The organism is Roseibium sp. HPY-6, from assembly GCF_040530035.1.
GTDB lineage: Bacteria > Pseudomonadota > Alphaproteobacteria > Rhizobiales > Stappiaceae > Roseibium.
In genome coordinates, this window is the sequence record NZ_JBEWCD010000005.1 from 83,993 (window position 1) to 97,062 (window position 13,070).

The 13,070-nt window shown below is 57.5% G+C and carries 15 protein-coding genes; 9 read left to right on the forward strand and 6 right to left on the reverse strand.

Features of this window, described 5'->3' with window-relative positions; genetic code table 11:
- Positions 1–65: 65 nt before the first annotated feature.
- From ABVF61_RS31890 to ABVF61_RS31920, 7 genes are all read left to right on the forward strand, one after another.
- Complete coding sequence (locus tag ABVF61_RS31890; protein ID WP_353997657.1) at positions 66–1,013, forward strand: ABC transporter permease; 948 nt, start codon at positions 66–68, stop codon at positions 1,011–1,013.
- The gene (locus ABVF61_RS31895; protein WP_353997658.1) at positions 1,010–1,840 is read left to right on the forward strand and encodes an ABC transporter permease; all 831 of its coding nucleotides are present in this window, start codon (positions 1,010–1,012) and stop codon (positions 1,838–1,840) included. Before ABVF61_RS31890 ends, ABVF61_RS31895 begins: the two co-directional genes overlap by 4 nt.
- Positions 1,837–3,426, forward strand: coding sequence for an ABC transporter ATP-binding protein (locus tag ABVF61_RS31900; protein WP_353997659.1), 1,590 nt, complete (start codon positions 1,837–1,839; stop codon positions 3,424–3,426). Before ABVF61_RS31895 ends, ABVF61_RS31900 begins: the two co-directional genes overlap by 4 nt.
- Positions 3,427–3,436: 10 nt before the next feature.
- Positions 3,437–4,891 carry an aldehyde dehydrogenase family protein gene (locus ABVF61_RS31905; RefSeq protein WP_353997660.1) on the forward strand — a complete coding sequence of 485 codons (1,455 nt, stop codon included), beginning with the start codon at positions 3,437–3,439 and terminating at the stop codon, positions 4,889–4,891.
- Between the two features lie 121 nt (positions 4,892–5,012).
- Complete coding sequence (locus ABVF61_RS31910; protein WP_353997661.1) at positions 5,013–5,753, forward strand: SDR family oxidoreductase; 741 nt, start codon at positions 5,013–5,015, stop codon at positions 5,751–5,753.
- A 160-nt stretch (positions 5,754–5,913) separates the two neighbouring features.
- Entirely contained in the window at positions 5,914–6,546 is a 633-nt protein-coding gene (locus ABVF61_RS31915; protein WP_353997662.1) for a glutathione S-transferase family protein, read from the forward strand.
- A gap of 81 nt (positions 6,547–6,627) precedes the next feature.
- A complete protein-coding gene (locus ABVF61_RS31920; protein WP_353997663.1) occupies positions 6,628–7,266 on the forward strand; it encodes a glutathione S-transferase family protein in 639 nt (212 codons plus the stop codon).
- Positions 7,267–7,342: 76 nt separating this feature from the next.
- Here the strand turns inward: ABVF61_RS31920 and ABVF61_RS31925 are convergent, their stop codons facing one another.
- Positions 7,343–8,134, reverse strand: coding sequence for a beta-keto acid cleavage family enzyme (locus tag ABVF61_RS31925; protein WP_353997664.1), 792 nt, complete (start codon positions 8,132–8,134; stop codon positions 7,343–7,345).
- Positions 8,135–8,254: 120 nt separating this feature from the next.
- On the reverse strand, positions 8,255–8,902 hold the full coding sequence (gene maiA, locus ABVF61_RS31930) for a maleylacetoacetate isomerase (protein ID WP_353997665.1): 648 nt from the start codon (positions 8,900–8,902) through the stop codon (positions 8,255–8,257).
- Positions 8,903–8,960: 58 nt separating this feature from the next.
- Here maiA and ABVF61_RS31935 point away from each other — a divergent pair, with 58 nt between their 5' ends.
- Positions 8,961–9,413: an ArsR/SmtB family transcription factor gene (locus tag ABVF61_RS31935; protein WP_353997666.1), complete on the forward strand. Its 453-nt coding sequence runs from the start codon at positions 8,961–8,963 to the stop codon at positions 9,411–9,413.
- An 85-nt stretch (positions 9,414–9,498) separates the two neighbouring features.
- Positions 9,499–10,728, forward strand: a complete 1,230-nt coding sequence (locus tag ABVF61_RS31940; protein ID WP_353997667.1) for an NADH:flavin oxidoreductase/NADH oxidase family protein — start codon at positions 9,499–9,501, stop codon at positions 10,726–10,728.
- Here ABVF61_RS31940 and ABVF61_RS31945 read toward each other — a convergent pair.
- The 4 genes from ABVF61_RS31945 to ABVF61_RS31960 form a co-directional block, all read right to left on the reverse strand.
- On the reverse strand, positions 10,725–11,303 hold the full coding sequence (locus ABVF61_RS31945; protein ID WP_353997668.1) for a dihydrofolate reductase family protein: 579 nt from the start codon (positions 11,301–11,303) through the stop codon (positions 10,725–10,727). The two genes, ABVF61_RS31940 and ABVF61_RS31945, sit on opposite strands and share 4 nt — an antisense overlap.
- Positions 11,300–11,758 (reverse strand): SRPBCC family protein, encoded by a 459-nt coding sequence (locus tag ABVF61_RS31950; RefSeq protein ID WP_353997669.1) that lies wholly within the window; start codon positions 11,756–11,758, stop codon positions 11,300–11,302. The genes ABVF61_RS31945 and ABVF61_RS31950 overlap by 4 nt, the downstream gene beginning before the upstream one ends.
- The gene (locus ABVF61_RS31955; RefSeq protein WP_353997670.1) at positions 11,755–12,081 is read right to left on the reverse strand and encodes an ArsR/SmtB family transcription factor; all 327 of its coding nucleotides are present in this window, start codon (positions 12,079–12,081) and stop codon (positions 11,755–11,757) included. Before ABVF61_RS31955 ends, ABVF61_RS31950 begins: the two co-directional genes overlap by 4 nt.
- 79 nt (positions 12,082–12,160) lie before the next feature.
- Positions 12,161–12,820: a GntR family transcriptional regulator gene (locus ABVF61_RS31960; protein ID WP_353997671.1), complete on the reverse strand. Its 660-nt coding sequence runs from the start codon at positions 12,818–12,820 to the stop codon at positions 12,161–12,163.
- Positions 12,821–13,070 lie beyond the last annotated feature (250 nt).

Consider the following 13,070-nt stretch of genomic DNA (forward strand, 5'->3'; position numbering starts at 1 on the left):
CGTTCGTCTTTTCCTGATAGCAATGCTCCCTGGAGACTTCCGGCCGACAGGCACGTGACCGCCACATGCTGCAATACTTCCTGAAACGCCTTTTGTCTCTCGGATTGAGCCTCGTGGCCGCATCCATCGTGATCTTCCTGGCACTTGAAGTCGTGCCAGGCGATCCGGCCGCCTACATGCTGGGGATCAACGCCCAGGAAGACACGCTCAACGCCTTGCGTGAGCAACTCGGCCTGAACGGGACCATCCTTCAGCGCTATCTTTCATGGGCAGGGGGGCTTCTGGTTGGCGATTTCGGGACTTCCTACACCTACAGAACACCGGTTTCCGAACTGATCGGCGAGCGCTTATGGGTGTCACTTCCGCTGGCGCTCTATGCCTTGACGCTCAGCACGCTGATTGCTTTTCCTGCCGGGATCTGGGCCGCGTCCAGACGTGGCTCGCTTGTCGATACCGGGGTCATGGGCGTGACGCAGCTCGGCGTTGCCATCCCGAACTTCTGGTTCGCCATGCTGATGGTGCTGGTGTTCGCGATCAATCTGCGCTGGTTTTCCGCGGGCGGATTTCCCGGTTGGGATGAAGGTTTTCTCGCGGGCATGAAGGCCCTGACCCTGCCGGCGATTGCACTTGCCCTGCCGCAGGCGAGCATCCTGACGCGCGTCATGCGCTCCAGTCTGCTCGATACGCTCGGTGAGGATTTCATCCGCTCGGCGCGGGCGAAGGGTCTCACCAAAGGTCAGGCCATGTGGCGTCACGCCTTGCGGAATGCGCTTATTCCCGTTCTCACGATCATGGGGCTTCAGTTTTCCTTCCTGCTGGCCGGTGCCATCATCATCGAGAATGTCTTCTACCTGCCCGGTCTCGGGCGCCTTGTCTTTCAGGCGATCAGCTCGCGCGACCTGATTGTCGTTGAAAGCGTGGTCATGCTGCTGGTGTTTGCCGTCATCGTGGTCAACTTCGCCGTAGACCTTGCCTATGCGCTGGTCGATCCACGGTTGCGGAGGCGGCGATGAAAGCGTTGTTGCACAACCGCTCTATGCTGCCAGGGGCAATTCTGACGCTGCTGTTCACAGGCGCTGCCATTTTCAGCCTGATCTGGGTGCCTTACGACATCACCATCTTGAACATCGCCGATCGAATGAAGACCCCCAGTCTGGTGCATCCTCTGGGGACGGATCAGTTCGGGCGGGACATCTTGAGCATGATCATGGTGGGCGCGCGCACCTCCATTGCTGTTGCGCTGGTGGCCGTCGGTATCGGCATGCTGGCTGGAGTGCCGCTTGGCCTTGCTGCCGCTGCGCGCAAGGGCAGTCTGCCCGACGAAGTGATCATGCGCTCGAACGACCTCGTGTTCGCGTTTCCGAGCCTGCTGATCGCCGTAATGATCACGGCCGTTTTCGGCGCATCGGCGCTTAACGCAATCATCGCAATCGGGATTTTCAATATTCCCGTCTTTGCACGCCTGACACGCGGCGCTGCGCTGACGCTTTGGAGCCGGGAATATGTGATGGCGGCGCGGGTTGCCGGCAAGGGTCGGGCGCGGATCTCAGTCGAACACATACTGCCGAATGTGATGAACCTGCTCATTGTTCAGGGAACCATTCAATTCTCGCTTGGAATTCTTGCCGAAGCGGGGCTCAGTTATGTTGGTCTCGGCGCGCAACCCCCGACGGCAAGCTGGGGGCGCATGCTTGCCGACAGTCAGACAATGATCTCGCTTGCGCCGCATCTCGCCCTCTTTCCCGGTCTCGCCATCCTGCTGACGGTGCTTGGCTTGAACCTTTTGGGAGACGGCTTGCGAGACCTGCTCGATCCGAAGCTCAGGAGGTCCAGAGCGTGAGCCTACTGACGATTGAAAACCTGTCTCTGACGATCCACGGAACGTCAATCCTCAAGGATGTCTCCATGAGGGTTGAGGCGGGCCACATTCTGGGTGTCATCGGTGAAAGCGGGTCCGGAAAGTCGATGACGGCGTTCAGCGTTCTGCAGCTGCTGCCGCACGGTGCTGCGTGTCGAGGGCGGATTGAGCTTTCGAGCCAGGATCTTCTGGCTGCTAGTGAACAGGAACTGTGCAGCCTGCGCGGCAAGGAGGTCGGCATGGTGTTCCAGGAGCCCATGACGGCGCTCAATCCGCTTCAGACCATCGGCGCCCAGGTTGCCGAAACCATTCTCGTTCACGAAAGGGTATCCCGCACAGAGGCAATGACACGGGCGGCCGAGGCCTTGCGCCGGGCTGAATTGCCGGAGGAAAAGTTTCCGCTGTCGCGGTATCCGCATGAACTTTCCGGCGGTCAAAGGCAGCGGGTTGTGATTGCCATGGCGATAGCTCTCCGGCCGAAACTGCTGATCGCCGATGAGCCGACAACAGCGCTCGACGTGACTACGCAAGCACAGATTCTTGCGCTTCTGAAGCGGCTGGTTTCAGAGGACGATATGGGGCTGATGCTGATCAGTCATGATCTCGCGGTCGTTGCCGATCTTGCCGACGATCTCGTGATCATGCGCACCGGTGAAGTCGTGGAAAGCGGTTCGGCGCATCATCTGTTTCGCAACATCCAGCACCCCTACTCCCGCGCGCTGCTGCAAGCCTCCAGTCACGTGCCCGAGCGCAGCGGCGCGGCGCAGGAGGTTCCGCTTCTGGAAGTGCGCGATGTCGTTCGGGAATACCAGACGCACCTGCATGGCTGGTGGGGGCAGGCCACGCAGTTTCGTGCCGTGGATGGCGTCAGTTTTGAAATCCGTAAGGGGGAGAGCCTTGGGCTCGTCGGAGAATCTGGTTGCGGAAAATCAACGCTGACGCGGGCTATTCTCGGCCTTGAGGAGATCCAAAAAGGTGACATTGTCCTTGATGGCATGCCCGTGATGCAGGATCACCACGCCAACCGGGAGGTGCGCCGTCGTATGCAGGTGGTATTCCAGGATCCTTATGGCAGCTTCAATCCTCGCTGGCGCGTCGACCGGCTGATCACCGAACCTTATCACCTTCTGGATACGCCCCCAGGCGGGTCAGCGCGGGATGATGCGATTGCCGAGGCTCTGGAGAGCGTCGGTCTGTCAGTCGACGACCGCAAAAAGTACATTCATGAATTCAGCGGCGGGCAGCGCCAGCGTATCGCGATTGCGCGCGCGCTGATTATCAGGCCGGATCTGATCATCCTGGACGAAGCGGTGTCGGCCCTGGATGTTTCCGTGCGCGCGCAGGTCCTCGATCTGCTTGCCGATCTCAGCGGCAAGTTCGGCCTGACCTATCTTTTCATATCGCACGACCTCAGTGTGGTGCGGTCGATCACCGAACGGGTGCTCGTCATGAAATCAGGCAGAATTGTCGAAGAGGGTCCGACGGACAGGGTCTTCGATGCCCCCAAAGATGACTATACCAAGCAGCTTGTTGCCGCAGCGCCGGTCCTGCCGGCAGATGTGGCCTGAAGGAGATGCCATGACTGATGATCCGGAGCTATGGTTCGACCCGGCCAAGTGTCTGATAGAGGGCAAGTGGGTTGCACCTGCAAGCGGTGAAGAACTGCCATTGAACAACCCGTCGACAGGCGAACGGATAGGTTCAATTGCCCGGGGTAGGGCTGCGGATATCGATGCAGCTGTTGCGGCGGCGCATAGCGCCGGGCAAGGTGCATGGGGGCGAACGACAGCTGTCGAGCGTGGCCGCTTTCTGTTCCGTCTTCGGGAGCTGGTTCTGGAGAAGGTGGAGCACCTTGCGCGCATCGAGGCCCTGGATGTTGGTAAGCCGCTGAAACAGGCGCGTGCGGATGCAATCGCACTCGCGCGTTACCTGGAGTTCTACGGCGGTGCCGCCGACAAGCTGCATGGAGAAACGATCCCCTATCTGGATGGGTATACGGTCTACACGCTGCGTGAACCCTATGGCGTCACGGCGCACATCGTGCCCTGGAACTATCCGATGCAGATCATCGGACGTTCGGTTGGTGCGGCGCTCGCGACCGGAAATGCCTGTGTCCTGAAGCCTGCAGAAGATGCCTGTCTGACGGCGCTTGCCTTTGCCGATCTGGCAATAAAGGCCGGTCTGCCGGATGGTGTTCTCAACGTGGTTCCAGGGCTTGGTGCGGAAGCGGGTGCGGCTCTTGCAGCGCACCCGGGCGTACAACATGTGAGCTTCACCGGCTCGGTCGCCGCCGGAGTTCAGGTTCAGACAGCGGCAGCGCGAAACGTCGTCCCCGTGACCCTGGAGCTGGGCGGCAAGTCGCCTCAACTCGTGTTCAAAGACGCCGATATCGACGCGGCGCTTCCGTTTCTTGTCAATGCGGGCATTCAGAACGCGGGGCAGACCTGTTCGGCGTCATCGCGGATACTGGTTCAGCGGTCCCTGCATGATCAGGTCGTGGAACGCATGGCCGAGCGATACGCGGCGCTGCGTGTCGGGCCGGCCCTTGCCGATCTTGACGTAGGCCCCCTGATCTCTGCACGGCAGCAGGGCATTGTGTCGAGCTTTCTGGATCGGGGCGACGATCTTGAAAAGGCAGCTGAAGGCGATTTTCATAATGCGCCGGAAGGCGGGAATTATGTCCGGCCGACGCTGTTCGCCGATGTGCCGCCTGCCCATACGCTGGCGCGAGACGAAATCTTCGGGCCGGTCCAGGTTGTCATTCCGTTCGACGACGAAGACGAAGCGGCTGCGATTGCCAACGGAACCGACTACGGGCTCGTCGCCAGCATCTGGACACGTGACGGCGCGCGCCAAATGCGTCTTGCCAGAAAGATCCGCAGCGGCCAGGTCTTCATCAACAATTACGGCGCGGGCGGAGGGGTCGAACTGCCCTTCGGAGGCATTGGTAAATCCGGGCACGGCCGGGAGAAGGGGTTCGAAGCGCTTTACGGCTTCACGACACTGAAAACAGTCGCGGCGTTTCACGGGTGAAAGGACATCTGTTGATCCAGTTGCAGCGATGTTCCGACCTTGAAGCGGGGCTTGGCAAAGACTTTGTATTTGATCCCGGATCAGGTCCGGGACGGCACCATGATCAAAACGGGAGGACCAAATGAGGCTGCAGGGGAAAACTGCTATCGTAACAGGCGGCGCATCGGGATTTGGTGCGGGGATCGTACGCAAGTTTGCAGCCGAAGGTGCAAAGGTCCTGATTGCGGATCTCAATATGGACCTCGCAGAGGAGATTGCGAAGGAAGTCAGCGGGCTTGCGGTGCAGGTTGATGTGTCCAGCAACGCGAGTGTCCAGTCACTTGCCGAAACTGCCGAGGCCCGTCTCGGCGTACCGGACATTCTCGTGAACAATGCGGGTGTCACTCATCTGCCGATGCCGATGCAGGATGTCGACGAGGACGAGTTCGACAAGGTCTTTGCCGTCAATTGCAAGTCCGTCTATCTCACCGCGCGCCATTTCGTGCCTTTGATGACGGCCGCGGGACAGGGGGCGATCCTGAACGTGGCGTCGACCGCAGGGCTCAGTCCGCGCCCGAAGCTCAACTGGTACAATGCCTCCAAGGGCTGGATGATCACGGCGACAAAGACCATGGCCGTTGAACTCGCGCCGTCAGGGGTGCGCGTCAATGCAATCTGTCCTGTCGCCGGTGAGACGCCCTTGCTGAAGAGTTTCATGGGAGAAGATACGCCTGCAATCAGGGCGAAGTTCCTGTCCACGATCCCGATTGGGCGCTTCTCCACACCGGAGGATATGGGGAACGCCGCCTGTTTCCTGTGTTCCGATGAAGCAAGCATGATCACGGGTGCTGCGCTGGAAGTCGATGGCGGCCGGTGTATCTGAACCAACGGTGAAGCGCTTCCTCATTTGTATTGTCGGCAATCAGTTTGGGCCTCCTGATCACGTCTTTGTTTGGATCGGGGGTTTGTCTTGCGCGCAGAAAAGGTGATTATCCAATCACACCGCCGTTCTGGCGGTGGCGTGTTTTTCAGGGATAGAGACAATGATCAAAATTCATGGCCGCATTTCTTCCGCGAACGTTCAGCCCGTGGTCTGGTGTCTTGCAGAACTCGGCGTTGACTACGAACGCCTCGATGTCGGCGGGCCGTTCGGCGGCAATGATACGCCGGAATTTCTGGCCATGAACCCCCTCGGTCTGGTGCCGGTTCTGGAAGAGGACGGTCAGGCGCTGCCGGAGTCCTCTGCCATCCTGCGCTATCTGATGCGCAAATACGGCGGCCATCCTAATGATCCGATGGCTGCGGCCCAGATCGAGCGCTGGGTCGACATGTCAAAGCAGCATATCTATCAGCCGCTTATCCCGACGATCTTCTGGCAGACCATTCGGACCCCGGCAGATGAGCGCGACAACAAGGGTGTCGCCAATGCGGTCGCCACGTTGAAGCAATCCATGAAGGTTTTCGAGGGTCTGATAGAGGGGCCCTATGTTGGCGGGGAAACGCTGAACCTTGTCGACTATCAGATCGGTGGGCTCCTTTACCGGTATTATGAGCTCGATTTCGAACGGGCGGATCTTCCTGGTCTGCGGGCGTATTATGACCGGCTCTGCGAGCGGCCCGCCTATCGCGACAACGTCATGATCGACTTCATGGGCATGAAAGTTCCCGGCGCCTGACCAGGCAAACAGTTTCCGATCAGGATGCTCCGCAAACCGACCGTACGTGAGGTTGGATTTCGAAACTGAGAGGCATTGAACGTGATTGATTTCTATACCTGGACGACTCCCAATGGCCGCAAGGTTTCGATCCTCCTGGAAGAGCTTGGCATCGCCTACACCGCGCACTCGGTGGACATCACCAATGGCGAGCAGCATGAGCCCGACTTTCTAAAAATTGCGCCGAACAACCGGATACCCGCGATTGTCGATCATGAGACCGGGGTCACAATGATGGAAACGGGCGCCATCATGCTTTATCTCGCTGAAAAATACGGGAAGTTCCTTCCCGAGGGACAGGCAAGGTGGCCCGCTATCGAATGGCTTATGTGGCAGATGGGCGGACTCGGCCCGATGCTCGGGCAGGTTCATCACTTCGTCAAATACAACAAGGGCAAATCCGAATATAGCGAGGAACGCTATTCCACGGAGGCGCGACGGCTCTATCGGGTTCTCGACACACGTCTTGCTGAGCGCGACTTCATCGCTGGTGACGGCAGGGGCGAATACTCGATCACAGACATGGCCTGCTGGCCCTGGATTTCACGCTTTGAGTGGCAGGAAATCGATCTTGGAGAGTTTCCGAATATCAAGGACTGGTACATGAGGATTGCGGACAGACCAGCCGTTCAGCGTGGCTACCAGGTCCCTAAATATGTGACAGACATCCCCATGCCCTAGGATGAAAGCGCGCGCGATGTGACGGTCAGGTGATCTTGGTCAGACCACTTTCACTGACGCGAACGCCGTGTTGCGCTCAAACTCCGATCCCTTCGGCCGCGGCAAGCGACACAAGTTCTTCCACGCGTTCAGCGTTGTTTTTGGCAAGGGACCCATCCCGATTCCAAAGTGAGTTTTCGAACCCTATCCTGGCCTTGCCGCCAAGCTTGAGTGCCGTCAAAAGACATTCGGTTTCCTGGTGTCCGAAAGCGCAAAGCATCCAGTCGAATGCGTGCGATCCTTTCAACGCAAGCATCGGGTCGATGAACTCCTCGATGTCTTCGGCCCGACTTTTCCTGCTGCCGTCATATGAGCCCAGGACAAGTTGCACCTGATGGGTGTTTCCCGGGATTGTCCCGTTCTCAATGAGCTGGGTGAGCCAATTTAGATCTGTCTGCGAGTAGCAGATATGCTGGATCCTGACGTCGTTTTCGCGCGCCCGGTGATAGCTTTGCCGGGCCTTTGTCAGATCGTCAGGATCCGGAATAAACTCGCGGATCGCAACCGAAACTGATTTCGGGCGCAAAACCTCAATCAGGTTCCTTTGATCCGCAGCAGAGTACCTGCCTGCACTCTCGCTCGTAACCTGAACAAACCAGCCCGGCAATGCCTGGTCCAAGCGCGCAAGCAAATCCTTGTAAAGATCAGGGTCGAGGCTGTGCCGGCCCTGCGCGTCGCGGATATGTGCATGAACGCCACCGGCTCCGGCCTCTGCGCACCGGATGCAATCCGCAATCAGCGCGTCATTGTCGAGCGGAATGGCAGGATGGTCGGATTTCTGTCTTCGTGCACCGTTCGGCGCAACGAGAATTTTGGGAAGTTCAGTCATTTTCTCGAGAGCGGGATTTCCTGACCAAGTCCGGCAGGAAGTGGGCTGTTGGGATTATCGAATAGTTAGCAGCATTCAACGAGCCATGTAAGCCGGACCAGGCCATAGACCTGCGCCGGGCTACGCCTGCGGTGCTCCGACCGCGTCAGGATGGGCGTTTTGAAAAGCGGTCAGGGCACCGGCGCTACGTGCTGCTTCGCTTATTCGCTGGAAACCGGAAACGTCGACCCCCCATCGTTCCGCGTTGTAGAGCTGCGGGATCAGGCAGCAATCGGCCATGGTCGGGTTTTCTCCGAAACAAAATGGTCCCTCCGTGGCCTCCAGCAACTTTTCGAATGCACTCAACCCTTTGGAAATGAAGTGTCGCATCCAGTCGACCTTGACATCGTCACCACCGCCCGTGAGATCCACGACGCGCTGCGCAACGCTTAGATTGCAGACAGGATGGATCTCCATGGCAATCGCGTCGGAAAGCCGGCGCACGTGATACTGGCCGTCAGCCGAATCCGGCAGAAGCTTTGAACCGGGTGTCGTCACGTGCAGGTATTCGATGATGGCGAGAGATTGTGTTAACTGCTTGCCGTCGATCTCAAGCGTTGGCAACAGACCCTGAGGGTTCTGATCGAGATAGCTTGCCGATCTGTGATCCCCGGTCAACAGATTAACGGCACGAAGATCGGCAGGAATTGAGAGAAGGTTCAAGGCAATGCGCACGCGGTAACTGGCCGAGGAACGCCAGTAGTCATAAAGGGTTGCCGTGCGTGCCATGGTGGGTCTCCCGTTAGTCCGTGCTTCAAGTGATAGACTCAGAAGACTGCCTGTTGCAATGGAAGGCATTGTACTCATTTATGCTTCCGGGCACTTGCTGATTGACTCGCGGGTAAAGGCAGCAGAATTGACTGCACGCGGACTCTGCCGGCACTCTAGAACAACTATTGACAAAATAATAAATATCGAGATATTTCGATTTATGGACATTGAGCAATCGATTGCCGCCCTTAACAATCCAACGCGGCGAAAAATATTGGAATGGCTGAAGGATCGTACAAATTTTCCGCCAGCCCTGCCCGAACACACGGGTCTGGACGGTGTTTGCGTCGGCTACATTCAGGAGAAAGCAGGGCTCTCGCAGTCCACTATCTCCAACTACATGGGGCTCTTGAAACAGGCCGGATTTGTCGTGGCGGAACGTCACGGTCAGTGGACATTTTACAGGCGTGACGAAAAGAAAATTCAGGCGTTTTTGCAAGCTGTTCAAAACGAGCTACTAAAGGACTGACGCTGATCTGAACACACGTTCGGGTCGATCGGGATAAGAGCGGAAGAATTGATATGTATATCGAGATATTTCGATGGAGAGATGAGTGAAGAGTGCTACTGGAGAGGCGCCCACTGAGCTTGGGCAACAGCTGCGGCTGCCGTGCGGTGTCATCCTTAAAAACAGGCTGGTAAAGGCGGCGATGTCCGACTCGCTAGGCGATGGCGCGGGCAATCCGACAGAACATCAGATCAAGCTTTATCAACGTTGGGCCGAGGGCGGCGCAGCGCTGGCTCTAGTTGGTGAAATGCAAATTGGTCCGCATTATCCCGAAAAGCCCGGCAATCTTGTTCTTGGACCAGATGCGGATTTGTCGGCGCTCAAGCGACTTACGGAACAGGGATCCGTTTCCGGCGCGCAAATCTGGCCGCAGCTTGGCCATGCGGGCGCGCTTGCCTATTCACCTGTCAGCGCGCCGAAAGGCCCGTCTCCTCTCCATGTTGAAGGGCTTCAGTGTGACGGTTTGACCCTTGAGGAGATCGAGGAACTGCCGCATGCCTACGCATCAGCTGCGTTGCTTGCCAAGAAAATCGGATTTGGCGGTGTTCAAATCCATGCAGGCCATGGATTTCTGCTCAGCCAGTTTTTGTCACCGCTCTTTAACAAAAGATCAGACCCCTATGGCGGTTCGATCGACAACCGGTTTCGCATCGTCGGTAAAATCCTGGAAGCTGTCCGCAATAAAGTCGGTCCGGACTTTCCGGTCGGCATAAAGATCAATTCGACTGACAAACTGGTCGGAGGTTTGGGCGAGGAAGAAGCGCTGGATGTCGTCCGCCTGCTTGATGAAACGACAGTAGATCTGATCGATATCAGTGGAGGCACCTATTTCCCGGGTGCCGCTTCAAGCAGCGATGGTGTGCGCGTGAAGGGACCTTACTTCGCGGACTTCGCACGCCGCGCCAAAAGGGTAACCAGCGTCCCGATTATGCTGACGGGAGGGTTCAAAACACGGGCGGGGGCGGTGGCGGCTGTCAAGGGAGGCTTAGCAGATGCTGTCGGACTCGCGCGGTCCATGGTTCTGGAGCCGGAGCTGCCCAATATCTGGCTGAAGGAAGCCAGTTCTGATCCGGTGTTTCCTGTCTTCAATGCGCCACAAGAAGGCGCCGTTACGGCGTGGTACACAATGAGGCTGGCAGCGCTTGGGGAAGAGAACGAACACAACTTCGAACTGAGCGCAGAAGAGGCTTTGGAAATCTACGAGCGGCGGGACGCCGAACGAGTGGCGCTCTGGTTAAAGCGCTTCGGCAGGGTGTCGAAATCTTCGACTGGCTAACCGCGCTGGTAAATGCTCATCACCGCGCCGTTCGCACACGCTGTCGACTTGACGAGTTTCAGCTTGCATTCAGGGGCACCTTTATCAAACAAGCGCTTGCCGGAGCCGACTACGGCCGGAAAGGTCCAGAGGCGGAATTCGTCGATCAGCTTGCGGGCAAGCAGAAACTGGATGAGTTGCCAACTGCCGTGGATCTGAAGGAGCGGGCCCGACTGAGCCTTAAGGTTTGCGATTGCCTGGGCAACGTCGCCCGTAATCGCATGCGAATTGCTCCAGGTCAGCGGTTTGGTCGACGAGGTCACCACATATTTCCTGGCCCTGTTCATCCTGTCGGCAACCGGGCTGTCATCAACCTCTGGCCAATGACCTGCGAAAAGCTGATAGGTCTTGCGTCCAAACAGCATGTCATAGGGTTCGGCCATCGCTTCGGCCTGAACCTGTTCCATGACGCCTTCCCAATAAGGTGCCGCCCAGCCTCCGTGGTCAAAGTCTCCACTCCGATCTTCCTCAGGCATGCTGGGCGCCTGCATCACGCCGTCCAGCGTTACAAACGTCAAAGCCGCAATCTTTCTCATTGCTCGGTCTCCTGGCGAATGAAGTTTCCAAGAATTGTCAGTGTGCCTTCCCAGCCTTCGGCGTGGATGGTGCACGCCTGATCAGACGGGATGCCTTCGTGGATAACGACAACTTCGGTGGCGTCGCCGGCTTCCAGGAAGCGAAAGGTGACCATCATGGGAACGTTTTCAAGCGGATCGGGCGCTTGCCACTCCCAGGTCATCACGATCAGCCGGGCTGGTTCGATTTCCTTGAAAACGCCTGCGACACAAGGTTTTCGTCCATCCGGCATTTCATAGCGCAGGTGAAACCGGCCGCCCGGTTCGAATTCATACTTCAAGGCTTCAACACTGATATTCGGGCTTGGTGTGAACCAGCACGTCAGAGTTTGTGAATTTGTGAACGCGCTGAAGAGGCGTTCCCTGGAGGCCTCAATGGTGCGCCGGACAACCAACGGAATCGAAGCCTCTGTCATGTTTCTCCGTCTACTTTTGCTGTCATGTGTACGAATTGCTCCAGACGGCGAAGCGTGCCTTCCCAGAAGGTGCGGTGGCTGGAGATCCAGTCCTCAGCCTGCTGCAACGGTGCGGTTTCAAGATGGAAGAGGTGCACCCGTCCAGTGATTTCGCGGCGAACGAGGCCAGCCGTCTCAAGCACTTTCAGGTGCTTGGAGATCGTGGGTTGGGCGACATTGAAGGGCGTATGCAACTGGTTTGCGGATTGTGCCCCGTCTCTGGCTAGCATGGAAATGATCTGGCGCCGTGTGCTGTCTCCAAGCGCGTGAAAGGCACGATCCATGTCGTTTTGATAATGTATAGCCATATGGCTATATAAATGAGTGAGCTCGCTTCCGTCAAGTCTTCGCTGCGGCTGAGGTTCAGGCTTCTTTCAAATGTTTCAGGAGTGACACCTTGGCGCCGTCAATGTGGCGGCGTGTCAGATCGGCGGCACGGTCCGCGTCTCCGGCTGCGCAGGCATCGATGATCTCGTCATGCTCGCGGCCGGCGCGCTTCATTCCGTTCGATAGAACCAGCTGCGCGCGGATTTGTCGTTCGACCCGGTCGATGGCATTGTGTACGATCTCCTTGAAGAAAGTCAGATCGCTCGCGTTGTAAAGCGTCTCATGAAAGTCGCGGTTGAGATCGCCCCACGCCATCGGATCCTGCGATGATGAGAAGGCCGTACATTTCTCACGCGCCTCTTCAAGCAGCGCGGGTGTCATCCGCGGAATTGCGTTGCGGATGATCTCCGGTTCCAGAAGAGCTCGCAGATTGAAGATTTCTTCCGTTTCTTTGGGTGAAAGGGCCGCTACGACGGCACCCTTGTAGCGCCTTGTCTTTACAAGGCCTTGCTCTTCCAGCCGGGAAATTGCCTCGCGAACCGGAATGCGGCTCGTGTTGAAAAGCCGGGCGATTTCGTCCTGGCGCAGCGGCTCACCCTCTTCGAGCTGCCCCTGAATGATGGCCTTGCGCAGCGCATCAAAGACAATTGATGAGGCGGAGGCGGTCGCAGAAATGTCCATTGATGCCAGTTTCAAGATCCGTCTCCCTCAGCGGTCACGCAGGTTGCCTTTCGTGTTTGATCTCTTTTTTGGATATTTCATATTGAATATTGGATCCAATCTGATTTATCAATCCCTGAGGGCAGTCTTTTCGGGTGGAGTTGCGGGTCGATTGGCCTCGCAGGCGGTGTGAGGCAGTTGATTTTGAAACCGCTTGGGGACGGAGTGTGCTTGAACACAGTGCATGCAAACCTCGCTGCAGTATCGCGTCGACATTGAGCTGTTT